The organism is Streptomyces sp. NPDC097595 (assembly GCF_044761525.1).
GTDB classification, from domain to species: Bacteria; Actinomycetota; Actinomycetes; order Streptomycetales; family Streptomycetaceae; genus Streptomyces; species Streptomyces drozdowiczii_A.
On the sequence record NZ_JBIWCN010000008.1, the window covers coordinates 247,893 to 270,320 of the forward strand.

Genomic DNA, 22,428 nt, shown 5'->3' on the forward strand with positions numbered 1-22,428 from the left:
GCGAGTGGTTGGTCAGCGGGCCGCCGGAGGGGCCTGCAGGACCACAGGTACCTCCTCGCCCGGCTGGACCACCACCGTCTCGTTGCGGCGCTGTACGACCTGGTCATCGGCGTACGTGCTGCCGGTGACGGTGAACGTCAGGGGGGCCTTGCCCTCGCGCAGGGTCGCCAGCGGGGCGTCGACCTCGTCCAGCCAGTGGATCAGCTTGGTGCCCAGGTCCGTGACGACCGCAGGCTGCGCGGCGGCCAGGTCGTGTGCCTCACCGATGTCGCTCGCCAGGTCGTACAGCTTCCAGGAACGGTCCTCGTAGGAGTAGACGAGCTTCCACTTGCCGGAACGGATCACCGACTGCGGGCGCTGGTCGCGGCCGCCCTCGATCAGGTAGCCGGGCAGATGCCAGTAGAGGGCGTCGCGCTCCAGCGGGGCGGAGCCGTTGAGCCGTCCGCGCAGGTCGGCACCGTCGAGCTGTTGGCGGTCGGCCGCCGGCACTCCCGCGAGCGCGGCGATCGTCGCCGTGTGGTCGGTGACGTACACGGGGGTGTGGTCGACCCGGTCGCCGCTCACCAGCCGGGGGTTGGCGCTCCAGGCGATCTGCGGGACCCGGATGCCGCCCTCCCGCAGCTCACCCTTCTGGCCGCGCAGCGGCCCGTTGTCGGTGAACTGCTCCACACCACCGTTGTCCCCGCTGAAGAGCAGGACGGTGTTGTCGGCGAGGACGTGTCCGGGATTGCGCGGGTCGGCGGTGGTCCGCAGCCGGTCGACCAGACGGGCGACGTTCTGGTCGAGGCCCTCGATCAGCGCGCCGTACGACGGGTTCGAGGTGGTGCTGCCCGGAGTCTTCGCACGGTACTTGGCCAACAGGTCGGCACGGGCCTGCTTCTCGCCGACCGGGGTGTGGACGGCGTAGGAACCGACGAACGCGAAGAACGGGTCCTTCTTGTTGCGGTCGATGAAGTCCAGCTCGGCGTCGGCCAGTGCGTCGGTGACGTGCTTGTCCGTGCCGACGAGGGCGTCCAGGGCGGCGGAGCTCTCGCCCTGGCTGTACGGCTTGATGTTCCGGTCGACGTAGTCCTGTGTGTAGTCGGCGGCATAGGCGTCCAGCGCGGGGCCGATCTTGGTGTGGAAGTGCCCGTCCGTGGCGTGGTAGGCGCCGGGGTCACCCGCGTTGGTCCCGCCGAAGTTCTCGTCGAAGCCGTGCCGCGTCACGATGTCCGCGCCCGTCCGGGTCACGTGGAACTTGCCGAAGTACCCGGTGGTGTAGCCGACGTCCTGCAGGCGTTCACCGATGGTCTTCGCGTCGTTCGGCAGGGCGGTGGCTCCGTCCGCGCGGCCCTGGGCGGGTCCCTTCAGCAAGGTGTTGTCGCCGCCCCGGTTGAGATCGCCGACCAGATAGATGTTGTTCTGGGGCCTCGGGGCGTACAGCCCGGTGAGCAGCGCGGCCCGGGTCGGTGTGCAGTTCACCGAGGTGTAGCCGTTGTCGAAGGCGACGCCCTCGCGCGCGATCCGGTCCAGGGCCGGCGTCTCGTAGAAGTCACTGGGGTGGCCGGCGTTGGTCCGCCCCGTGCTGACGTCCGTCCAGCCGAAGTCGTCGGCGAGGACGTACACGATGTTCGGCGCGGGGGCGGCCTGTTGACCGGCCGTGGGCAGGTGCGGGGCCGGTGTGGCGGACGCGGGGGCGACGAGGGTGGGCAGGGTGAGTATCACCGGAAGGCTGAGCAGGCCGATCAGCCGTGCGTGTCTGCTGGGCATGGGGTCTCTCCTCAATGAGCTGGTGCGGGGCGGAGGGCTGGGGCGGAGGTGGCGTCACGCGGCGTCGTTGGCGCAGCGGAAGCCGACATTCGCCGCCGCGGACCGGGCGGTGTTGCCGGAGCGGGCGGCGACCCGGTAGCGGTAGCAGTACGAGTCATGACAGAGGAACGAACCGCCCCGCATCACGCGGCGGGCGTCGGGGTCCGGGTCGTGCGAGGGGCCGCGGGGGTCGTGCACGGGCAGATCGCCGGCGCGTGCGGCGTACGTGTCGGCGGCGAAGGTGTCCGCACACCACTCCCACACGTTGCCGACCATGTTCCACAGGCCGTAGCCATTGGGCCGGTAGGACTTCGCGGGGGCGGTGGTCTCATGCCCGTCCTCGGCGGTGTTGTGGGTGGGGAAGGTGCCCTGCCAGATGTTGCAGTTCCACCGTCCGCGCGGTCTCAGATCGTCGCCCCAGGGAAACCGGCGGCCCGTCAGGCCGCCACGCGCCGCGAACTCCCACTCCGCCTCGGTGGGCAGGCGTTTGCCCGCCCAGGCGCAGTACGCCTGTGCGTCGTTCCAACTCACCTGGACCACGGGGTGGTTGCGCAGTGAACCGGTCGACGAGAGCGGGCCGGCCGGGTGGCGCCACGAGGCTCCTCGCACCACGAGCCACCAGGGTGTCCCGGCCGCCTCCCCGAGGATGTCGGAGCGGTCCGCCCGTACGGACAGGTGGAACACGGCGGACACGCCGAGCCGTTCGGCGTCCGTCTCGTAGCCGGTGTCCTTGACGAACCTGGCGAAGGCGGCGTTGGTCACGGTGGTGGGGTCGATCAGGTACGGCCCGAGTGAGACGGGGTGCACCGGGCCCTCGCCGTCGGCCGCGTATCCCTCTCCGAAGCCGTCGCCCATGGCGAACGTACCGCCGTGCAGCGGGACTTGGCCCCGGATCTCGCGCCGCTCCGGGGCGGGGCGATGCGGGCCGGGCGGTCCGATGGTGAGGGTGCCGGGGGCACCGGACGGATGGCACAGGTCATGGCCCCCGGAGGCGGGGGTGCAGCAGGACATCGCTGGGCTCCTGTCAGGGCTGGGAGCAGCACGGCACGGCCGCGGACCACCGATGAACGTCAGTGCGGGCGCGGCGGAAGAGCGTACGAGGGGGACGTCACGCATCCCTCGGAACGCGCGTACTCAGTGGAGGCAGCTCAAGAACGGCCCCGTCATCGGATCGGGGCGGCAGCTGCGAAGGGGGGAGTGCTCAGCGACAGAACTGGTCGAAGTGGTCGACGCGACGGCTGGGCCAGAACGCGTCCAGCAGTACCGTGCGGGCTGAACGGGCACTCCTCATAGGGAAGATGACACCACGGAGCGGCCGGACGTTCAATGCCGCGTCCGGCCGCTGAGATCGCCTCGCGCCACCGAAGGGGCACGGGCCCGGCAGGTGGTGACCGGTCGGCCGGGACGCCGTGATCCGTGCTCACCGCGTCCCGGCGACGTGTTACGCGGGCAGCCGCTCCAGCAGCCCCGCGAAGTCGGTGTCCGGGGCCAGGGTGCCGAAGGCGAGGCCTCGGTCCCCGGCCAGCCGCGAGGCGCAGAACGCGTCGGCGACCGCCGTCGGCGCGTGCCGGACGAGCAGCGAGCCCTGGAGGACCAGCGCCGCGCGCTCGATGAGGCGCCGGGCCCGCAGCGGGGCGTCCTCGGTGAGGACCAGCTCGCCGCGCAGCTCCTGCCAGGCCGCGTCCAGCCGGCGGTCGGCCCCCGAGGCGGCCTCGACCTCGGCGCGGAAGGCGTCCAGCGACTCCGGCTCCCGGGCCAGGGCGCGCAGCAGGTCCAGCGCGTTCACATTGCCCGATCCCTCCCAGATGCCGTTGAGCGGCGCCTCCCGGTACATGCGCGGCATGCCCGAGTCCTCGACGTAGCCGTTGCCGCCGAGGCATTCCAGCGCCTCCGCGACCGCGACCGGCTGGCGCTTGCACACCCAGTACTTGGACACCGCCGTGGCCAGCCGCAGGAACGCCCGCTCCTGTGCGTCGCCGCGCTGGGCCCGGTCGGCCGCCCCGGCGAGCCGCAGCCCGAGCGTGGTCGCCGCCTCGGACTCGACCGCGAGGTCGCCGATCACATTGCGCATCAGCGGCTGGTCGATCAGCTTGGCGCCGAAGACCGAGCGGTGGCGCACATGGTGCGCGGCCTGGGCGAGCGCGGCGCGGATACCGGCCGCCGAGCCGATGACGCAGTCCAGGCGGGTCATCGTCACCATGTCGATGATGGTGCGCACGCCCTTGCCCTCCGGGCCGACGAGCCAGGCGACCGTGTCGTCGAACTCGGGCTCGCTGCTGGCGTTGGACCGGTTGCCGAGCTTGTCCTTGAGCCGCTGGATGCGGAAGGTGTTGCGGCTGCCGTCCGGCAGGACGCGCGGCACCAGGAAGCAGGAGAGGCCGCCCGGCGTCTGGGCGAGGACCAGGAAGAGGTCGTTCATCGGGGCGCTGGTGAACCACTTGTGCCCGCGCAGCCGCCAGGTCCCGTCACCCGCCTCGGTGGCCGTGGTGGTGTTGGCGCGCACATCGGTGCCGCCCTGCTTCTCCGTCATGCCCATCCCGGCGAGCAGTCCCGGCTTCTCGGCGGGGGTGCGCAGCCCGGCCTCGTACACCCGGCTGGTCAGCAGCGGTTCGTACGTCTTCGCCAGGTCGGGGGCGTGCCGCAGCGCCGGGACGACGGCGTACGTCATGGAGACCGGGCACAGGTGGCCCGCCTCCAGTGTCGACATCACCATGAAGCCGGCCGCGCGCGCCACATGGGCGCCGGGGCGCTCGTCCGCCCAAGCGGCGCCGGCCAGGCCCGCGCCCACCGAGGCGTTCATCAGGTGGTGGTAGGCCGGGTGGAAGTCGACCTCGTCCACGCGGTGGCCGTAGCGGTCGTGGGTGCGCAGCTCGGGCTCGTTGACGTTGGCCTGCTCGGCCCATTCCTGGGCCTGCGCGCTGCCGACGTAGCGGCCGAGCCGGTGCAGCTCCTCGGTGTGCCACTCGGCGCCCTCGCGGCGCAGGCCCTCCAGGAGCACCGCGTCGTCGGCCACGTCGTGCCCGGTCAACGGCGGTGCCTGGTTGGTCACTTCATGGGTCGCGGCGGTGGGGTTGCTACGGGGCGGGACGGTCGTGGACACGGGGGCCTCCAGGAGAAGTGATACGCGGAGTGGTCAAGGGCGCGGCGCGCCCGCGCAGCGCAGGGCCATGGCGACGAGTTCGGTGAGCAGCGCCTCGGTGGTCTCCCCGTCGCCGGCGCCGAGCGGATCGACCAGGACCTCACCGACCGCGCCGGTGAGCGCGGCGGCGGTGATCTCGCCGTTCTGCGCGGGCAGCAGGCCCTCCTCGATGCCCGCGTGGACGACCTCGGCGAACAGGGCGCGGTAGCGGCGGCGGTAGTCGAGGCGTTCGGCGCCGACCGCGGGATCGGCCGGGGCGGCGAGCAGTGCGTAGGCCAGACCCCGGTTCTCCAGGGCGCGGCGGGCGAAGACCTCGACGCCCCGGGCCAGCCGCTCGACCGGGGTCCCGGGCTCGCGCAGCACCGTGCCCAGCACCTCGACCTCACGGCCGGCGGCGCGCCGGAACACCTCGACGGCCAGCGCCGCCTTGGACGAGAAGTGCTGGTAGACGGAGCCGGCCGCGATACCGGCCGAGTCGGCGACGGCGGTGACCGACGCCTGCGACCAGCCGACCTCCGTGACCACCGAGGTGGCCGCGGCGATCAGGTGCTCCCTGGCTGCTTCGAGCCGACTGATTTCGGCTGGGGTCTTGCGGTAGGCCATGAAAGAAGTGAACCATCATTCAGAGTTTCCCGCCATGGCCCGTTCGCACGGTCCGGCCCGTCAGGAGAACGTGATGCACCTCAGTACCCTGCTGGACAGCGCCGTCCGCTCGGCCGGCGACCACGAAGCGGTCGTCTACCGTGAGCAGCGGTGGTCCTACCGGGAATTCGCCGACGCGGCCCGCCGTGCCGCGACCGTGCTGCGGCAGGCCGGCCTGCGGCCCGGCGACCGGCTGGCCGTGATGACGTACAACACCCCGGCCTTCCTGTTCGCCGCCTTCGGCGCCTGGTACGCGGGCGCCACCCTGGTCCCGGTCAACCACAAGCTCCAGACCGCCGAGGTGGCGCGCCAGCTGACCCACTGCGGGGCCGGGATCGCCCTGGTCGACGCGGAGATCGGCGAGCGCGCCACCGCCGCCGATGCCGGGGTGACCTGGCTGGTCAGCCACCCCGACGCCGAGCCGGACGCCCTGTCCGCCGACGCGTTCGAGGCCCGGATCGCGGCCGCCGAGCCGTTCTCCGGGGAGTCGGGCGCGGACGGGGACATCGCGCAGATCCTGTACACCTCGGGCACCTCCGGCACCCCCAAGGGCTGCGTCCACACCCACCGGACCATCACCCTGACGGCCGCCTACACCGCCGCCGCGATCCCGCTGCGCCGCGACGAACGGTTCCTGATCTGCATGCCCGTCTGGCACGCATCGCCGCTCAACAACTGGGTGATGGGCACGCTGCTGACCCGCGGCACTTTGGTGCTCCAGCGCGAGTACGAACCCCGGGGCATGCTGGAGACCATCCAGCACGAACGGATCACCGCCATGTTCGGCGCCCCGATCGCCCTCATCGCGCCGACGCAGGCGGTCCCCGACTTCGCCTCGTACGACCTCTCGTCCGTGCGGGCCTGGATCTACGGCGCGGGACCGCTCGACGCGGACACCGCGCGCCGCCTGATGAAGGCGTACGGCTCCGAGGACTTCCACCAGGTGTACGGGATGAGCGAGACGGGCCCCGTGGGCGCCTCGCTCCCGCCCGCCGAGCAGGTCGCCAAGGCCGGTGCGATCGGCCGGGGCGGCATGCCCGGCGTCGAGCTGCGGGTCGTGCGCCAGGACGGCGCGGACGCGGGGGCGGGGGAGACCGGCGAGATCTGGCTGCGCTCCGACACCCGCATGGTCGGCTACCTGGACGACGAGGAGGCCACCGCCGAGGTGTTCGCGGGCGACTGGTACCGCAGCGGTGACCTGGGCCGGGTCGACGAGGACGGGTTCGTCACGGTCGTGGACCGGATGAAGGACGTGATCATCACCGGCGGTGAGAACGTCGCCTCGCAGGAGGTGGAGGGCGCCCTTCGCGGTCACCCCGACATCCTGGACGTCGCCGTGATCGGCCGGCCCCACCCCCAGTGGGGCGAGACCGTGGTCGCCGTCGTCGTCCCGCGCGAGGGCGCCGCGCTCGACCTGGAGGGCGTTCGCGCCTGGCTGGAGACCCGGATCGCCCGCTACAAGGTGCCCCGCGAGCTCGTCCTGCGCCCCGCGCTGCCCCGCACGCCGTCCGGGAAGATCACCAAACACGTCCTGCGGGACGAGCTGACGCGGTGAGCCGGGGGCCTCACCCCTGCGGGAGGGGGCGGGCCCGGCCCGCGTAGGGTCGGTACATGGCCGACGAACAGGCGCCCAGGACCCGGCGGGGCCCCGGCAGACCCCGCGAGGAGCGCGTCACCCGGGCCGTGCTCGACGCCGTCGTGGACCTGGTGACGGAGCACGGCATGGGCGCGCTGACCATGGACGCCGTGGCGGCCCGGGCCGGCGTCAGCAAACCGGCCATGTACCGGCGTTGGGCCACCAAGCAGGATCTGGTCCTGGCCGCCGCCGAGACCCGGATCGGGCCGCTCGCCGTCCCCGACATGGGCGACTTCCGGGCCGAGCTGCGCGCCGTGCTGACGGCGCGCATGGAGGCGTACCGGCAGCCGGGCGTCTCGCGGCTGCTCGCCGGGGTGATCGGCTCCGCCTCGGAGGCGGGCGCCGAGCCGGGCGCGTACCGCGACTACACGGCCCGCGTGATGAGCGAGACCCGCCACCTCCTGGAGCGCGGAGTGGCACGCGGCGACGTCCGGGCCGACGTCGACATCGCCGCCGCCGCGACGCTCGTCGCCGCCTCGCTGGTCTTCCGCATGGTCGGCGAACAGCGCCTGCCGGACCAGCGGTTGGTGGATTCCGTGGTGGACCTGATCAGCCGCGCGGTCGCCGCTCCCGCGTAACGCCCTGCGCCCGTGACCCGGCCCGCCGCCGGGCGCTTCCGCATGCCCAAAACCGGGTCGGACCGTCACAGAACCCACCCCCGGACGGTCACCGAACCCGCCGGTAAATCAACCCGTCCCACCCCTTGCCCCGCCGCCCCGCTATATCGATACTGCTCGTTACGTAATTAGCGCACCGCCGGGAGGAACACCCATGCAGACCGCTGTCACGAACCCCAAGCCGGTCCTGGACAAGCCGCTCATGCACTACGGGAGCCGGACCCTGGAACGGCTCGCGCCCGGCGCCGAGCCGACCACGTACCGGCAGGTCGGGATCAGCCCGCTCACCCCGCACTTCGGCGCCGTGCTCGACGGAGTCGACCTGACCCGCCCGATCACCGAGGAGCTCGCCGAGGAGCTGCGCCAGGCGCTGCTGGAGTGGAAGGTGATCTTCTTCCGCAAGCAGACCGGCTTCACCGCCGAACACCAGCTCGCCCTGTCCGGCGTCTGGGGCCCGCCGGAGCCCAACCCGTTCTTCCCGAAGACCGGCACGGCCGGCGTCTCGCGCCTCGCCAAGGACGCCAAGGCCGCCGGCAACAAGAACATCTGGCACAGCGACCACTCCTTCATGGTCAACCCGGCGCTCGGCTCCGTGCTGCGCGCCGTGGAGGTGCCCGGGGCGGGCGGCGACACGATGTGGGCGGACATGGCCGCCGCCTACGACAACCTGCCCGACGACCTGAAGGCCCGCATCGCCGAGCTCACCGCCGTGCACGACTGGGCACCGAGCTGGGGCGCCCTCATGAACGACGAGCAGAAGGCCGAGTTCCGCAAGTCCTGGCCGCAGGTCGAGCACCCCGTCGTCGTCCGCCACCCGCGCAGCGGCCGCAAGACCCTGTACGTCAACGAGCCCTTCACCACCCGCATCAACGGCCTGTCCGACGCCGAGAGCCGCGAACTCCTCGACATCCTGGTCCTCCAGGCCCGCATCCCCGAATACCAGGTCCGCTTCCACTGGGAGGCCGACTCGATCGCCATCTGGGACAACATCGCCACCCAGCACTACGCGATCAACGACTACTTCCCGCAGCGCCGGATCATGGAGCGCATCGCCATCGCCGGCGTGCCGCTCTCCTGACCCCCTCCGCACCCCCTTCCCAGGAGATCCCATGACCGCGGCACCGATCGAACGGCCCCAGCACCCCACCGAAACGGTGGCACCCGCCGGCACCCGCACCCGGGCCTGGACGGTGACCGTGCTGCTCGTGGTCTTCATGATGGTCAACTTCGCCGACAAGTCCGTCCTCGGCCTCGCCGCCGACGAGATCCGCGCGGACCTGCATCTGAGTGCCACTCAGTTCGGCCTCGTCAACGGCGCATTCTTCCTGCTCTTCTCCGTCGCCGCCGTCCTGGTCGGCCTCGCCGCGGACCGGGTCTCGCCGAAGATCCTGCTGCTCCTCATGGCGCTGCTCTGGTCCGTGGCCCAGGTGCCCGCGGCGATCGGCGGCGGCCTCGCCGTCCTCGTCGCCTCCCGGGTCTTCCTCGGCGCGGCGGAGGGCCCGGCCTTCCCCGTGGCCCAGCAGGCCACCCTCGCCTGGTTCCCGAACGACCGGCGCAACCTGCCGGGCGCCCTGATCACCCTCGGCGTCACACTCGGCGTGATCACCTCCGCGCCCGGCCTGTCCTGGGTCATCCAGCACCACGGCTGGCGCACGGCCCTGTGGGTGCTGGCGGGCGTGGGCCTGGTCTGGGCCGCCGTCTGGAAGGTGCTCGGCGCCGACGGCGGACACCGCGTGGAGACCGCCGCCACGCCCGTACGCGAGGAGGCGCACGCCACCCCGGTCCCGTACCGGGCGATCCTCACCAGCCGTACCTGGATCGGTGCCACCTTCGCCTACTTCACCAGCTACTGGACCGTCGCCCTGATGCTGGTCTGGCTGCCGTCCTACCTGCGCAACGCCCTCGGCTACACGGCCGGTGAGGCGGGCACCGTCGTCGTCGCCCCCTGGACCATCGGCGCCGTCGTGCTGCTCGCCCAGGCCGGTGTCACCGGACGGCTGATGCGGCGCGGCGTGGGCAGCCGCCGCGCCCGGGGCTGGGTCGGCGGCACGCTGCTCGCGCTCGGCGCCCTGTGCTGCCTGGCCGTCCCCCTCGCGGACGGCGCCACGGCCAAGACGGTGCTGATCGCCCTCGGTTTCGGGCTCGGCGGGTCGTACGCGGCCGTCGCGGCGACCACCGTCAGCGAACTGGCCCCGCCGAACAGGGCCGGCGGCGCGCTGGGCGTCATGAACGCCCTGGTCACCATGGCCGGCCTGGCCGCCCCGGCCGTCGTGGGCGCCCTCGTCGACGCCCAAGGGACCGGCGGCTACCAGAACGCCGTCGTGCTCTCCGGTCTTCTCCTCGTCCTGGGGGCTGCGGCATCCTTCTGGCTCATCGACCCGGCCCGCGACGCGACCCGCCCGACCCCCTGATCCCTCCCCCCACCGGACCCACCCAAGGAGCCCGCCCGTGAGCGCAGTCCCCGCACTCGACACCAGCCCGCTCGACCTCGCCGTCGCCGGCCTCCGCGACCGGGCCGGCGCCTGGACCGCCACCCCGCTCACGGAACGCGTCGCCCTCCTGGAGCGCATGCTCCCGCGTATCGCCGAGGCCGCGCCCGCCATGGTCGCCGACGCCGCCGCCGCGAAGGGGTACGCCGCCGACTCGGCCTGGGCCGCCGAGGACTGGGTCACCGCGCCCTGGGCCCTGGCCCAGACGGTGAGCGCCCACCTCCACGTGCTGCGCAGGCTCGCCGCCGGACAGGACCCGGTCGACCGCACGGCCGTCCGCGAACGAGGGGGCCGCGTCCTGGTCGACGTCTTCCCCGCCACCGGATCGGACCGCCTTCTGCTCAACGGGTTCACCGCCGAGGTGTGGACCCTCCCCGGGACCACCCGGGCGCAGGCGCTGGCCGACGCGGCGGGGGAGTACCGGGGCCGTCAGGGGAGCCCGGCCGTCGCCCTGGTCCTGGGCGCGGGCAACGTCCCCGCCATCACCCCGCTCGACATCGTGCACAAGCTGTACGCGGAGGGCGAGGTCGTCCTCGCCAAGATGAACCCCGTCAACGCCTATCTGCGCCCGCACTTCGAGAAGGTGTTCGCCGAGTTCATCGAGAAGGGCTGGGTGCGCTTCGTGGACGGCGGCGCCGACACCGGCGCCTACCTCACCACCCACGGCGGCGTCGACACCATCCACGTCACCGGCAGCGAACGCACCCACGACGCGATCGTCTGGGGCACCGACGAGCAGGCCGAGCGGCGCAGGAGCGAGGACACCCCGCTCAATGACAAGCCGTTCACCAGCGAGCTCGGCGGCGTCAGCCCCTGCATCGTCACCCCCGGCCCGTGGAGCGCGGCGGACTTCCGCTTCCAGGCCGAGCACATCGTCACCAGCAAGATGAACAACTCCGGCCACAACTGCGTCGCCAGCCAGATCCTCGTCGTCCCCCGCGAGTGGGACGGCACCGAGCGGCTGCTCGCCGAGATCCGCCGGGTGCTGCGCGAACTCCCGCCCCGCGCCGACTACTACCCCGGCGCGGACGACCGCCTCGACGCGGTGGTCCGCGCCCACCCGGACGCCGAGACCCACGGCGAGGGCGCCTGCCGCCTCCTCGTCCCGGACATCACCGACGAGGGCGACCCGATGCTCGACATCGAGGTGTTCGCCAGCGCCCTCGGAGTCGTACGCCTGCCCGGCGCCGACGCCCCGGCCTTCCTGCGCGCCGCGACGGAGTTCGCCAACGACCGGCTCCCCGGCACCCTCGGCGCGACCCTGATCGTCCACCCCCGCACCGAGCGCGCCCACCGCCACGCGGTCGACGAGGCGGTCGCCGGGCTCCGCTACGGCACCCTCGGCGTCAACTGCTGGTCGGCGTTCGGCTTCCTGCTCGGCTACACCCCCTGGGGCGCGTTCCCCGGGCACAGCCGCCAGGACATCGGCAGCGGCGTCGGCTTCGTGCACAACGCGTTCATGCTGGAGCACGTCGAGAAGACCGTCGTACGCGCCCCCTTCGCACCCGCCCCGCGCGGCCTGTTCACCGGCTCCCCGTCCCTGTCCCCGCGCCCGCCGTACTACGTCACCAACCGCACCGGCCGCACGACCATGGAACGCCTCACCGCCTACACCACGGACCCGAAGGCGACTCGGCTGCCGGGCATCTTCGCCTCCGCGCTCCTCGGCTGATCCAAGAGAGACATGGGCGTCGGGCAGCCCCAGGCAGCCCGACGCCCATGTCGGATTTCCGCCAGCCTCCGCCCCCACCGGTGGCCCATCCTTGAACCATGCACACCGACACCGAGCGCTGCGTCCGGGCGGTCCGGTCCAAGGACGCCCGCTTCGACGGCTGGTTCTTCACCGCCGTCCTGACCACCCGGATCTACTGCCGCCCGAGCTGCCCCGTCGTGCCGCCCAAGGCCGAGAACATGACGTTCTACCCCAGCGCGGCCGCCTGCCAGCAGGCCGGATTCCGGGCCTGCAAGCGGTGCCGCCCCGACACCAGCCCCGGATCCCCGGAGTGGAACGCCCGCGCCGACTCGGTGGCCCGCGCGATACGGCTCATCCGCGACGGCGTGGTCGACCGCGAAGGCGTCCCCGGCCTCGCCGCCCGCCTCGGCTACTCGCCCCGCCAGATCGAACGCCAGCTCCTCGCCGAGCTGGGCGCCGGACCGCTCGCCCTGGCCCGCGCCCAGCGCGCCCAGACCGCCCGGGTGCTCATCGAGACCACCGCGCTCCCCATGGCCGACATCGCCTTCGCCGCCGGGTTCTCCTCGGTGCGCACCTTCAACGACACCGTCCGCGAGGTCTTCGCCCTCGCCCCCGGCGAACTGCGCACCCGGGCCGCCCGCACCGCACCCGGCCCCGCCACCCCCGGCGTCATCACGCTGCGCCTCCCGTACCGCGCCCCGCTCAACCCCAGCAACCTCTTCGGCCACCTCGCCGCGACCGCCGTCCCCAGCGTGGAGGAGTGGCGCGACGGTGCGTACCGCCGCACCCTCGCCCTGCCGCACGGCCACGGCATCGTGGCGCTCACCCCGCGCCCCGACCACATCGCCTGCCGGCTCTCCCTCACCGACCCGCGCGACCTGACCCTCGCCATCAGCCGCTGCCGCTGGCTCCTCGACCTGGACGCCGACCCGGTCGCCGTGGACGAGCAGCTGCGCACCGACCCGCTGCTCGCCCCGCTGGTCGACGCGGCACCGGGCCGCCGGGTGCCGAGGACCGTCGACGGCGCCGAGTTCGCCGTCCGCGCCGTGCTGGGCCAGCAGGTGTCCACCGCCGCCGCCCGCACCCACGCCGCCCGCCTGGTCACCGCCCACGGCACCCCGGTGGACGACCCGGAGGGCGGACTCACCCACCTCTTCCCGGACCCGGAGGCGCTGGCCGGACTCGACCCCGAGCAGCTGGCCCTCCCGCACAGCCGTCGCCGCACGCTCACCACCCTCGTCCAGGCCCTGGCGGACGGCTCGCTGCGCCTCGGCCCCGACTCCGACTGGGACCGGGCCCGCGCCGAACTGGCCGCGCTGCCCGGCTTCGGCCCCTGGACCGTCGAGGTCATCGCGATGCGCGCCCTCGGCGACCCGGACGCCTTCCTCCCCACCGACCTCGGCATCCGCAGGTCCGCCCAGCAGCTGGGCCTGCCCTCCACCCCGGCCGCGCTCACCGCCCGCGCGGCCGGTTGGCGCCCCTGGCGGGCGTACGCCGTCCAGTACCTCTGGACCGTCGACGACCACCCGATCAACCACCTCCCGGACGCGGAAGGAAGTGCCCCGTGACCCGGCAGCACACCGTCACCGACAGCCCCTACGGCCCGCTGACCCTCGTCGCCACCGACGGCGTCCTCGCCGGCCTCTACATGACCGGCCAGCGCCACCGGCCCCCGGAGGAGACCTTCGGCGCACCCGATCCGCGCCCCTTCACCGAGGCGATCCGCCAGCTCGACGCCTACTTCGCCGGCGAACTGCGCGCCTTCGACCTGCCGTTGCACCTGGACGGCACCCCGTTCCAGCGCAGCGTCTGGGAGCAGCTGCGCCTCATCCCGTACGGCGAGACCCGCTCGTACGGCGAACTCGCCGAGAACCTGGGCAAGCCCGGGGCCTCCCGGGCGGTGGGCCTGGCCAACGGCAAGAACCCGGTCGGCATCATCGTCCCCTGCCACCGGGTGATCGGGGCCTCGGGCGGCCTCACGGGCTACGGGGGCGGGCTGGACCGCAAACAGCGGCTGCTGGCGTTCGAGAACGGTACGGAGGCGAGCACCCCGGCGCTGTTCTGAGGCGCGTACGGCGAAGGGCCCCGCACACGCGCGTGCGGGGCCCTTCGCCGTACAGCATCTCCGTGGCTCAGCCGGTGAAGATCTCCGTCACCGTCCAGATCGCCAGGCCCAGCATGCACAGCCCGCCGATCCGCTGCACGGTCTTCAGCGGTACGCGCTTCGCGATGAACCGGCCCGCGAGCAGCGCCAGCGCCGACACCGACATCAGGGCGGCGGCGGAACCGATCGCGGTCGACCAGGTGCCGTTGCTCGCCGCCAGGTTGGCGGTCGTGATCTGCGTGAGGTCGCCCCACTCACTGATGAACACCGCCATGAAGGCCGTCGAGTACACGGGCCAGAACCCGGTCACCGTCTTCGGGCCCGCCTCGTCGTCCTCGTCGTCCCCGCCGCCGCGCAGCAGCATGAACGCGCCGAACGCGAAGAGCGAGGCCGACACCAGCTTGACGATCCAGTCGGGCAGCAGGCCGAGCAGCCCGCCCGCCCCCACCGCGATGGCGACATGCACGATGAACGCGGACGAGGTGCCGAACCAGACATAGAGCGGGCGCATGCGCGTGCCCATGGCGAGCGACGCGAACATCGTCTTGTCCGGGAGTTCGGCGAGGAAGATCAGCCCGAAAGCGGTGATGATCGCCAGGGGGTCGAGATGCATTCCGGGTGGCTTTCTGTACGAGCCGGGCCCCGGATCTCCGCGAAGTGCCGGTCGGCGTTTCGGAGGACCACTCGGCCCGGCATGACGGCACCGCCCACAGGGCGTGGGCGTGTCACACCTGACCGAAGGTCTCGCCCACCCGTGATGATCCACGAGCCCGGCCACCGGGAACCGCGAGGTTCCAGTGTGTCGACGACCGGTTTGCGGGGCTACTCCCCTTCGCAGCCGTCCACACTACCTCACCCGGCCGGCCGCCGGGCGAGCAGGAACGCCTGCGGAGTGCGCTCTTCCGGATCCGCCGCCCGCACGAGGCGTGCCCGCACCTCGAACCCGGCCTGCTCCAGCAGCCCGGCCACCCGGTCCGGGTCGAAGCGGTAGACGTCGAGATCCACGGCGTGCCCGTACGCGTGCTCAAGTCGCACGCCTTCGTCGTCGCCCGCCTTGAACGCGAGGAGCAGATGGCCTCCGGGGGCCAGGACCCGGTGGAACTCGGCCACGTACGGCCCCAGCTCCCGCGGCGGCGTATGGACGAGCGAGTACCAGGCGACGGCCCCGCCCAGCGAGCCGTCGGGCAGGTCCAGCGCGCTCATCGTCCCCACCTCGAACCGCAGGTCCGGATAGCGCCGCCGGGCCTCGGCGACCATGCCGGGGGAGAGGTCCGTGCCGGAGGCGTCGAGGCCGAGGTCCCGCAGGTACGCGGTGACCCGCCCGGGCCCGCAGCCGAGATCGGCGACCGGCCCGCCGCCGCCCGCCTCCACATACGCGGCGAAGGCGCCGAGCATCGCCCGGTCCAGATGTTTCGCGGCCAGCTCGTCCGCGAGGAGACCGCGCGCGACGACGAGTCCAGGCCGCCGGAGACCCAGGGCTGACCGCCCTCGTCTCAGCAGACGGGGCGGCCGTCCTCCAGCTCCACGGCGCCCGTGCCGGACTCCAGCGCCTTCAGCGCCGCGTGCATCCGCCAGGCGCGCGCCCCCTTCAGGTACTGGTCGATCTCCGCTGGCTCGACCAGCTTCCAGGACAGGAGCTCCGACTCCTGGAGCCGGATCGCCTTCAGCTGCTCCTCGTCCAGGACCCCGCCGTCGTACACGTACGCCACGATCGGCGGCCGGTCGCTGCCGCGCGCCCAGTCGACGGCGAGGAGCCGGCCCGGCTCGATGTCGAGCCCGATCTCCTCCAGCGACTCGCGCCGCGCGCCCTGCCGGGGGCTCTCCCCGTCCGCCGACTCGACCGTCCCGCCGGGCAGCGTCCACCCCTCCCGGTAGTTCGGCTCGACCAGCAGCACCCGGCCGCGCGCGTCCCGGAAGACACAGGCGGCACCGACGAGGACCTTGGGAAGACCGGCGATATACGTGGCGTAGTCAGTAGTGGTCACACGGTCAGCGTAGAGCCATTTTGATCGATCAGACCATGGGCAGGGAGGGGGTCCGGCGGATAGGGTCGGGGCGGCGCGACTGCCTGTTCGAATGCAAAGGGAATCATGGTGACGGACGGAGCAGTGATGGAAACCGCACGCGTGCTCGTCGCGGCGGACAAGTTCAAGGGCTCGCTCACGGCCGTGCAGGTCGCGGAGCGGGTGACGGCCGGGCTGCGGCGCGTCGTCCCGGACATACGGGTGGAGACCCTGCCGGTCGCCGACGGCGGCGACGGCACGGTGGCGGCGGCGGTGGCCGCCGGCTTCGAGCGCCGCGAGGCACGGGTGACCGGGCCCCTGGGCGACCCCGTCACCGCCGCGTACGCGGTGCGGGGGACCACCGCGGTGGTCGAGATGGCCGAGGCGTCCGGCCTCCAGCACCTGCCCGAAGGAGTCTTCGCGCCCCTCACGGCCACCACGTACGGCTCCGGGGAGCTGCTGCTCGCCGCGGTCGAGGCGGGGGCCCGGACCATCGTGTTCGGCGTCGGCGGCAGCGCCACCACGGACGGCGGGGCGGGCATGCTCGCCGCGCTCGGGGCGCGCTTCCTCGACGCGGACGGCAAGCCGGTCGGGCCGGGTGGCGGCGGCCTCGCGGACCTCGCCGAGGCGGATCTGTCCGGGCTCGACCCCCGGTTCGCCGGCATCGACCTGGTCCTCGCCAGCGACGTCGACAACCCGCTGACCGGCTCCAAGGGCGCGCCGGAGGTCTACGGCCGCCAGAAGGGCGCGACCGAGGCGGACATCGCGACGCTTGACGCGGCCCTCGCGCACTATGCGTCCCTCCTCGGCCCCGAGCAGGCGGACCTCCCCGGCGCCGGGGCGGCCGGCGGCATCGGCTACGGCGCGCTCGTCGCCCTCGGCGCGCGCTTCCGCCCCGGGATCGAGGTCATGCTCGACGTCCTGGGCTTCGCGCCCGCGCTCGACCGGGCGACCTTCGTCATCACCGGCGAGGGCTCCCTCGACACCCAGACCCTCCACGGCAAGGCCCCGGCGGGCGTCGCGGCGGCGGCGCGGGCGGCGGGCCTCCCGGTCGTGGCGGTCTGCGGGCGCCTCGCGCTGTCGCCGGAGGCGCTGGCGGGGGCGGGGATCCGGCGGGCGTACGCGCTGATGGACCTGGAGCCGGATCCCGCGGTGTGCATGGCGGAGGCGGGGCCGTTGCTGGAGCGGGTCGCGGAGTCGATCGCGCGCGACTTTCTGGTCTGAACCGGGGGCGCTGCCCCCGGACCCCCGCTCCTCAATCGCCGGAGGGGCTTATAGGTAGCCTCGCCGGCGTTTGAGGCGCGGGGTCCGGGGCGGAGCCCCGGTTTCGGGAAGGGGCGGGTAGGGGACAAGGCCCGCCGCAGGCGCCCCCCGCCCTGTGCGCCCGCACAACCCCGCCCCCGCCCACCCGGGGCACCCGCACCACATCCCCCCACCCCCATGGACGCCCCCCTCCTCCCCCTGCTGACCTGTGGCAACACAGGAACCGCGGAAGGAGGAGGACACCCCCATGCCCACCCTGGAGATCCGCGCACTCTCCGCCCACCTACGGCCCCGTACGCCCACTGCGCGGCATCGACCTCGACGTCCCGCCCGGCACGATCACCGCCGTACTCGGCGGCAACGGCGCCGGCAAGACCACCCTGCTGCGGGCCGTCTCACGGACCCTTGGCTTCCACGGCGGCACCGCCACCGGCACCGTCCGGTTCGACGGGCGCCCGCTGGAGCGGCTGCGGCCCGACCGGGTCGTCGCCGCCGGGATCGTCCAAGTGCCCGAGGGCCGCCAGGTGTTCGCCCGTATGACCGTGGCGGACAACCTGCGCGCCGGGGCCCTCGGCGCGCCCGGCGGCCGCAAGGCGGCGGCCGAAGCGCTGGGCCGCGTGCACGAGTTGTTCCCCGTACTCGCCCGCCGCGCCCACCAGAGCGCCGGGCTGCTGTCCGGCGGCGAGCAGCAGATGCTCGCCATGGGCCGCGCCCTGATGGCCCGCCCCCGGCTGCTCCTCCTCGACGAACCCTCGCTCGGCCTCGCGCCGTTGATGGCGCAACGCATCGCCGACACCATCCGCGAGATCAACGCCTCCGGCACCTCCGTCCTGCTCGTGGAGCAGAACGCGTCGATCGCCCTGCGCCTCGCCACCACGGCGTACGTCCTGGAGGTCGGCGAGGTCGCCCTGCACGGGCCCGCCGAGGAACTGGCCGCCTCCGACGAGGTGCGCCGCCGCTATCTGGGCGTCGTGGACGAGGCGGCCGCCGCCGACGCGGACCGGGCGGCGGGCACCACCGTACGCACCCTGGGCAGGTGGTCCGCGTGACCGCCCCCGCGCAGCTCACCGTCAGCGACGTCACCGTCCGCTTCGCCGGGCTCACCGCCCTCGACGGCGTCTCGTTCACCGTCGAGCCGGGCAGCGTGCACGCCGTCATCGGCCCCAACGGCGCCGGGAAGTCGACCACGTTCAACGTGCTGTCCGGGGTCTGCCGGGCGGCCTCCGGCAGCGTCCGGCTCGGCGGGACCGAGCTGACCGGGCTGGCCCCGCACCGGATCGCCGCGCTCGGGGTGGCCCGAACCTTCCAGAACCTCGCGCTGCCCCCGTACGCCACCGTCGCCGACACCCTCATGCTCGGCCGGCACCGGCTCACCCGGGCGGGATTCCTGGCCGCCGGACTGCGGCTGCCGTCCGCCGCCCGGGAAGCCCGCGCGCACCGCGAACGGGTCCGCGAGATCGCCGAATTCATAGGCCTGGAAGCGGAGTTGAGCCGGCCGGCCGGCGCACTGCCGTACGGGCAGCAGAAGCTGGTCGAGCTGGGCCGGGCGCTGTGCATGGAGCCGCAGGTGCTCCTCCTGGACGAACCCGTCGCCGGCATGACCGCCGACGAGCGCCGGCGCACGGCCGCGGTCGTCGCCGGGGTCCGCGACGGCCTCGGCATCTCGATCGTGCTGGTCGAGCACGACATGGGCGTGGTGATGCGGCTCGCGGACGCCGTGACCGTCCTCGACTTCGGGCGCCGGATCGCCGACGGCACCCCCGCAGAGGTCCAGAACGATCCCGCCGTCGTCCAGGCATATCTGGGAGCACCGCAATGACCACCTTCATCGAATTCCTCCTCGGCGGCCTGTCCATCGGCTCGGTCTACGCCCTGATCGCGCTCGGCTTCGTCGTCATTTTCAAGGCCACCGAGGTCGTCAACTTCGCCCACGCGTCCCTGCTGTTGGCGGGCGGTTACGTCACCGCCGTACTCCACGACGACATCGGCTTCTGGCCCGCCCTCGCGGTCGGCATCGCGGGCGCGGCCGTCGTCGGCGCCGCCGTCGACTTCCTGGTGATGCGCCGTTACCGGGGCAGCGACCACAGCGTCCTCGCCATCGTCACCATCGGCGTCGACATCCTCCTGACGACCGAACTCACCCGGCGCATGGGCACGGAGGTGCTCGCGCTCGGCGACCCCTGGGGCGACCGGGTCCTCACCATCGGCGGGGTCACCCTCGCCCAGACCCGTGTCGCCGCGTTCGTCGCCGCCGCCCTCCTCATCACCGTCTTCCTGCTCGCCTTCCGCTTCACCTCCTGGGGCGTCTCGATGCGCGCCGCCGCCGAGAACCCCCGGACGGCCGCGCTGATGGGGATCAGGCTCGGCCGGGTCTCGCTCGCCGCCTGGGCGGTCGCCGGGGCGCTCGCCGCCGTCGCCGCGCTGTTCCTCACCGTCTTCCCGACGCCCGGCCTGGAACGGGCGACCTCGCTCGCCGCGCTCAAGGCGTTCCCCGCCGCCATCCTCGGCGGCCTCGACTCCACGACCGGGGCCCTCGCCGGCGGTCTCATCGTCGGCGTCACCGAATCGCTCGCCACCGGCTACCAGAGCGATCTGTCGTTCCTCGGCCGGGGCATCGGCGACCTGGCCCCCTACCTGGTGATGGTGATCGTGCTGCTCGTACGCCCCGCCGGACTCCTCGGCACGAAGGAGCCGGCCCGTGTCTGAGACCGCCACCCCGTTCGCGTACACCGTCACCGCGCGGCTGCGCCGCCCCCGTACCTGGGCCTGGGCTGCGGGATCGGTGCTGCTGCTCGCCCTCCCCTTCTATCTGGACCGCTTCTGGCTCCAGGCCGGTCTCTTCGCGATGGCCGCCGCGATCGGCGCGATCGGGCTCAACCTGCTGACCGGGGCGACCGGGCAGCTCTCCATGGGCCACGCCTTCTTCCTCGCCGTGGGCGCGTACGGCTACTGCGTACTGGCGGGAGAGGGCGGTACGGAGAACGGGCACACCCTGTCCGGGCTCGGCCTGCCCAGCTGGCTCGCCGCCGTGCTCGCCGTTCTCCTCGCCGGAGTAGCGGGCGGGCTGTTCAGCCCGATCGCGGGGCGGCTGCGCGGCGCCTATCTCGGCATCGCCACCCTGGCGCTGATCTTCATCGGCCAGCACGTGCTGTTCAACGCCTCGTCCCTCACCGGCGGTTACAACGGCCGCCCGGTGCCGCCGCTGTCGCTCTTCGGCCTCACCTTCGACGACACCGAGACGGTGGTGGCCGCGGTGCCGTTCCAGTCCTCCGAGAAACTCTGGTACGCGGCGCTGCTCGCCCTGCTCCTCAGCGGCCTGTTCGCGCGCGGGGTGCTGCGCGGGCGGCCGGGCCGGGCGCTCAACGCCATCCGCGACCACCGCATCGCGGCCGGTGTGATGGGCGTCCCGGTGGCCCGCTACCGGGCCGGGGTCTTCGTCCTGTCCTCCATGTACGCCGGACTGGCCGGGGTGCTCCTGGCCTTGGTATTCCAGCGGACGGTGCCCGAGTACTTCGGCATGGTCCTGTCCCTCGAATACCTCGCCATGATCGTGATCGGCGGGCTCGGCACCGTGGCGGGGGCGGTCGTCGGCGCCGCCTTCGTCTCGCTGCTGCCTCAGCTCCTCACCCACTACAGCGACGCCCTGCCGCTGGTCGCGGCCCCCGGCACCGGCGGCCTGGCACCGGGCGAGGCATCGCGCTACCTGTACGGCGCCGCGGTCGTCGCGGCGGTCCTGTTCCTGCCCGGCGGCCTGACACGCCCGAGGAAGAACCCAGGGGAGAAGAAATGAAACTGCGTGTGCTCGGGGCCGTGTGCGCGGCCCTCGCCCTCACCCTCACGGGATGCAGCGAGAAGGCCAGGTCCTCCGACGGGGGAGAGGGGTCCAAGGGCGGGGTGAAGACCGGCAAGGGCGTCACCGATTCGGTGATCGCACTCGGCGCGCTCACCGACATGACCGGCGTCTACGCCTCGCTCGGCAAGAGCGTCACCCAGGCCCAGCGGCTCTGGGTGAAGCGGACCAACGCCGAGGGCGGCATTTGCGACCGCAAGATCGAGCTGACCGTGCGCGACCACGGCTACGACCCGCAGAAGGCGGTCGCCGGATACACCGAGCTGGAACCGAAGGTGCTGGGCTTCGTCCAGTTCATCGGCTCCCCGTTCGTCGGGGCGGTGGAGCAGCGCATCGACGGCCTGGACAAGGGCCTCGTCCTGCCGCAGGCATGGTCCGCGAACCTGCTCGGCAGCAAGTACGTACGCATCATCGGCGCCACGTACGACGTCGAGACGATCAACGCCATCGACTATCTGCTAGCGGAGAAACGCATCGCCAAGGGCGACAAGGTCGGCCATGTGTACTTCGAGGGCGACTACGGCGAGAACGCCCTCGCCGGTTCTCAGTACGCGGCGAAGCAGGCGGGTCTCACCGTGGTGGAGCAGATGATCAAGCCCTCCGACGACGACATGACCGCCCAGGTCGCCGCCCTGAAGCAGGCGGGCGTCAAGGCGGTCGTCATCAGCGCGGGCCCCCGCCAGGCCGCCTCGTTCGTCGGGGTCGCCGCCGCCACCGGCCTCAAGGTCCCGGTCATCGGCAACAACTCCGCGTACGCACCGCAGCTGCTGAAGACCCAGGCGGGCCCGGCCCTGATGCGGGACTACTACGTCGCCGCGTCCACCCTGCCCATCGGCGACCCGGGCACCGGCCCGGCGAAGCTTGCGAAGGAGTACGCCGCCGCCTACCCGAAGGACGGCCTCGACAACGGCGTCATCGCCGGCTACACGGCCGCCGACCTGTACGGCGAGGCCCTGAAGAAGGCGTGCGCGGCCAAGGACCTCACCCGCGAGGGCGTCGACAAGGCGCTGCTGACCATCTCCGGCTTCGGCACCGACTTCGGGGTCTCGCACGATTTCACCGACCCGGCCGCGCCCTCCACCAGGGAGAGCGTGATCATGAAGCCGGACGACAAGGTCCCCGGCGGCCTGAAGGTGGTCAGGCCCGCCGAGGCCGCGGCGGCCGCCAAGAGCTACCCCCTCAAGTAACGCTCCCCGCAAGGGAA

19 protein-coding genes and 1 pseudogene are annotated in these 22,428 nt (G+C 72.9%); 13 read left to right on the forward strand and 7 right to left on the reverse strand.

All coding sequences use genetic code 11. The features are described 5' to 3' along the window. Positions 1–12: 12 nt before the first annotated feature. The 4 genes from ACIQZN_RS15330 to ACIQZN_RS15345 form a co-directional block, all read right to left on the reverse strand. Positions 13–1,749: a sulfatase gene (locus tag ACIQZN_RS15330; protein ID WP_403992900.1), complete on the reverse strand. Its 1,737-nt coding sequence runs from the start codon at positions 1,747–1,749 to the stop codon at positions 13–15. Between the two features lie 54 nt (positions 1,750–1,803). Next, the gene (locus ACIQZN_RS15335; RefSeq protein ID WP_403992903.1) at positions 1,804–2,799 is read right to left on the reverse strand and encodes a formylglycine-generating enzyme family protein; all 996 of its coding nucleotides are present in this window, start codon (positions 2,797–2,799) and stop codon (positions 1,804–1,806) included. A 430-nt stretch (positions 2,800–3,229) separates the two neighbouring features. Next, positions 3,230–4,888: an acyl-CoA dehydrogenase family protein gene (locus ACIQZN_RS15340; RefSeq protein ID WP_403992906.1), complete on the reverse strand. Its 1,659-nt coding sequence runs from the start codon at positions 4,886–4,888 to the stop codon at positions 3,230–3,232. A gap of 33 nt (positions 4,889–4,921) precedes the next feature. Beyond that, on the reverse strand, positions 4,922–5,530 hold the full coding sequence (locus ACIQZN_RS15345; RefSeq protein ID WP_403992909.1) for a TetR/AcrR family transcriptional regulator: 609 nt from the start codon (positions 5,528–5,530) through the stop codon (positions 4,922–4,924). A 73-nt stretch (positions 5,531–5,603) separates the two neighbouring features. On the opposite strand from ACIQZN_RS15345, the gene ACIQZN_RS15350 reads away from it, so the two are divergent. The 7 genes from ACIQZN_RS15350 (at position 5,604) to ACIQZN_RS15380 (ending at position 14,069) form a co-directional block, all read left to right on the forward strand. After that, positions 5,604–7,124 (forward strand): class I adenylate-forming enzyme family protein, encoded by a 1,521-nt coding sequence (locus ACIQZN_RS15350; RefSeq protein WP_403992912.1) that lies wholly within the window; start codon positions 5,604–5,606, stop codon positions 7,122–7,124. A 56-nt stretch (positions 7,125–7,180) separates the two neighbouring features. Further along, entirely contained in the window at positions 7,181–7,783 is a 603-nt protein-coding gene (locus ACIQZN_RS15355) for a TetR/AcrR family transcriptional regulator (protein WP_403992915.1), read from the forward strand. Positions 7,784–7,976: 193 nt separating this feature from the next. After that, positions 7,977–8,900 carry a TauD/TfdA dioxygenase family protein gene (locus ACIQZN_RS15360; protein WP_403992918.1) on the forward strand — a complete coding sequence of 308 codons (924 nt, stop codon included), beginning with the start codon at positions 7,977–7,979 and terminating at the stop codon, positions 8,898–8,900. Between the two features lie 31 nt (positions 8,901–8,931). Beyond that, entirely contained in the window at positions 8,932–10,233 is a 1,302-nt protein-coding gene (locus ACIQZN_RS15365) for an MFS transporter (RefSeq protein ID WP_403992921.1), read from the forward strand. Between the two features lie 37 nt (positions 10,234–10,270). Beyond that, positions 10,271–11,983, forward strand: coding sequence for an aldehyde dehydrogenase family protein (locus tag ACIQZN_RS15370; protein ID WP_403992924.1), 1,713 nt, complete (start codon positions 10,271–10,273; stop codon positions 11,981–11,983). A gap of 98 nt (positions 11,984–12,081) precedes the next feature. After that, complete coding sequence (locus tag ACIQZN_RS15375; RefSeq protein ID WP_403992927.1) at positions 12,082–13,572, forward strand: AlkA N-terminal domain-containing protein; 1,491 nt, start codon at positions 12,082–12,084, stop codon at positions 13,570–13,572. Beyond that, positions 13,569–14,069, forward strand: coding sequence for a methylated-DNA--[protein]-cysteine S-methyltransferase (locus tag ACIQZN_RS15380; RefSeq protein WP_403992930.1), 501 nt, complete (start codon positions 13,569–13,571; stop codon positions 14,067–14,069). Before ACIQZN_RS15375 ends, ACIQZN_RS15380 begins: the two co-directional genes overlap by 4 nt. A gap of 67 nt (positions 14,070–14,136) precedes the next feature. Here the strand turns inward: ACIQZN_RS15380 and ACIQZN_RS15385 are convergent, their stop codons facing one another. The 3 genes from ACIQZN_RS15385 to ACIQZN_RS15395 form a co-directional block, all read right to left on the reverse strand. Continuing rightward, the gene (locus ACIQZN_RS15385; RefSeq protein ID WP_374782881.1) at positions 14,137–14,721 is read right to left on the reverse strand and encodes a TMEM165/GDT1 family protein; all 585 of its coding nucleotides are present in this window, start codon (positions 14,719–14,721) and stop codon (positions 14,137–14,139) included. Between the two features lie 239 nt (positions 14,722–14,960). Further along, on the reverse strand, positions 14,961–15,584 hold the full coding sequence (locus ACIQZN_RS15390; RefSeq protein WP_403993040.1) for a class I SAM-dependent DNA methyltransferase: 624 nt from the start codon (positions 15,582–15,584) through the stop codon (positions 14,961–14,963). Positions 15,585–15,601: 17 nt separating this feature from the next. Continuing rightward, entirely contained in the window at positions 15,602–16,093 is a 492-nt protein-coding gene (locus ACIQZN_RS15395; RefSeq protein ID WP_403992933.1) for an NUDIX domain-containing protein, read from the reverse strand. Between the two features lie 126 nt (positions 16,094–16,219). Between ACIQZN_RS15395 and ACIQZN_RS15400 the strand changes: the two genes are divergently transcribed. The 6 genes and pseudogenes from ACIQZN_RS15400 to ACIQZN_RS15425 all read left to right on the forward strand — a co-directional run bounded on the left by ACIQZN_RS15400 (position 16,220) and on the right by ACIQZN_RS15425 (position 22,411). Further along, the gene (locus tag ACIQZN_RS15400) at positions 16,220–17,335 is read left to right on the forward strand and encodes a glycerate kinase (protein WP_403992936.1); all 1,116 of its coding nucleotides are present in this window, start codon (positions 16,220–16,222) and stop codon (positions 17,333–17,335) included. A 286-nt stretch (positions 17,336–17,621) separates the two neighbouring features. Beyond that, positions 17,622–18,423 (forward strand): annotated as a pseudogene (locus ACIQZN_RS15405) (ABC transporter ATP-binding protein). Then, the gene (locus tag ACIQZN_RS15410) at positions 18,411–19,193 is read left to right on the forward strand and encodes an ABC transporter ATP-binding protein (protein WP_403992939.1); all 783 of its coding nucleotides are present in this window, start codon (positions 18,411–18,413) and stop codon (positions 19,191–19,193) included. Before ACIQZN_RS15405 ends, ACIQZN_RS15410 begins: the two are co-directional and overlap by 13 nt. Then, on the forward strand, positions 19,190–20,080 hold the full coding sequence (locus ACIQZN_RS15415; protein ID WP_403992941.1) for a branched-chain amino acid ABC transporter permease: 891 nt from the start codon (positions 19,190–19,192) through the stop codon (positions 20,078–20,080). The genes ACIQZN_RS15410 and ACIQZN_RS15415 overlap by 4 nt, the downstream gene beginning before the upstream one ends. Further along, a complete protein-coding gene (locus ACIQZN_RS15420) occupies positions 20,073–21,164 on the forward strand; it encodes a branched-chain amino acid ABC transporter permease (protein ID WP_403992944.1) in 1,092 nt (363 codons plus the stop codon). The genes ACIQZN_RS15415 and ACIQZN_RS15420 overlap by 8 nt, the downstream gene beginning before the upstream one ends. Continuing rightward, on the forward strand, positions 21,161–22,411 hold the full coding sequence (locus tag ACIQZN_RS15425) for an ABC transporter substrate-binding protein (protein WP_403992947.1): 1,251 nt from the start codon (positions 21,161–21,163) through the stop codon (positions 22,409–22,411). The genes ACIQZN_RS15420 and ACIQZN_RS15425 overlap by 4 nt, the downstream gene beginning before the upstream one ends. Positions 22,412–22,428 lie beyond the last annotated feature (17 nt).

Bases quoted from the DNA above. Each gene is read 5' to 3' on its own strand.
- ACIQZN_RS15365 (WP_403992921.1), top strand. From the start codon at position 8,932: ATGACCGCGGCACCGATCGAACGGCCCCAGCACCCCACCGAAACGGTG.
- ACIQZN_RS15355 (WP_403992915.1), top strand. From the start codon at position 7,181: ATGGCCGACGAACAGGCGCCCAGGACCCGGCGGGGCCCCGGCAGACCC.
- ACIQZN_RS15360 (WP_403992918.1), top strand. From the start codon at position 7,977: ATGCAGACCGCTGTCACGAACCCCAAGCCGGTCCTGGACAAGCCGCTC.
- ACIQZN_RS15350 (WP_403992912.1), top strand. From the start codon at position 5,604: ATGCACCTCAGTACCCTGCTGGACAGCGCCGTCCGCTCGGCCGGCGAC.
- ACIQZN_RS15400 (WP_403992936.1), top strand. From the start codon at position 16,220: ATGGAAACCGCACGCGTGCTCGTCGCGGCGGACAAGTTCAAGGGCTCG.
- ACIQZN_RS15425 (WP_403992947.1), top strand. From the start codon at position 21,161: ATGAAACTGCGTGTGCTCGGGGCCGTGTGCGCGGCCCTCGCCCTCACC.
- ACIQZN_RS15345 (WP_403992909.1), bottom strand. From the start codon at position 5,530: ATGGCCTACCGCAAGACCCCAGCCGAAATCAGTCGGCTCGAAGCAGCC.
- ACIQZN_RS15330 (WP_403992900.1), bottom strand. From the start codon at position 1,749: ATGCCCAGCAGACACGCACGGCTGATCGGCCTGCTCAGCCTTCCGGTG.
- ACIQZN_RS15415 (WP_403992941.1), top strand. From the start codon at position 19,190: ATGACCACCTTCATCGAATTCCTCCTCGGCGGCCTGTCCATCGGCTCG.
- ACIQZN_RS15335 (WP_403992903.1), bottom strand. From the start codon at position 2,799: ATGTCCTGCTGCACCCCCGCCTCCGGGGGCCATGACCTGTGCCATCCG.
- ACIQZN_RS15375 (WP_403992927.1), top strand. From the start codon at position 12,082: ATGCACACCGACACCGAGCGCTGCGTCCGGGCGGTCCGGTCCAAGGAC.
- ACIQZN_RS15385 (WP_374782881.1), bottom strand. From the start codon at position 14,721: ATGCATCTCGACCCCCTGGCGATCATCACCGCTTTCGGGCTGATCTTC.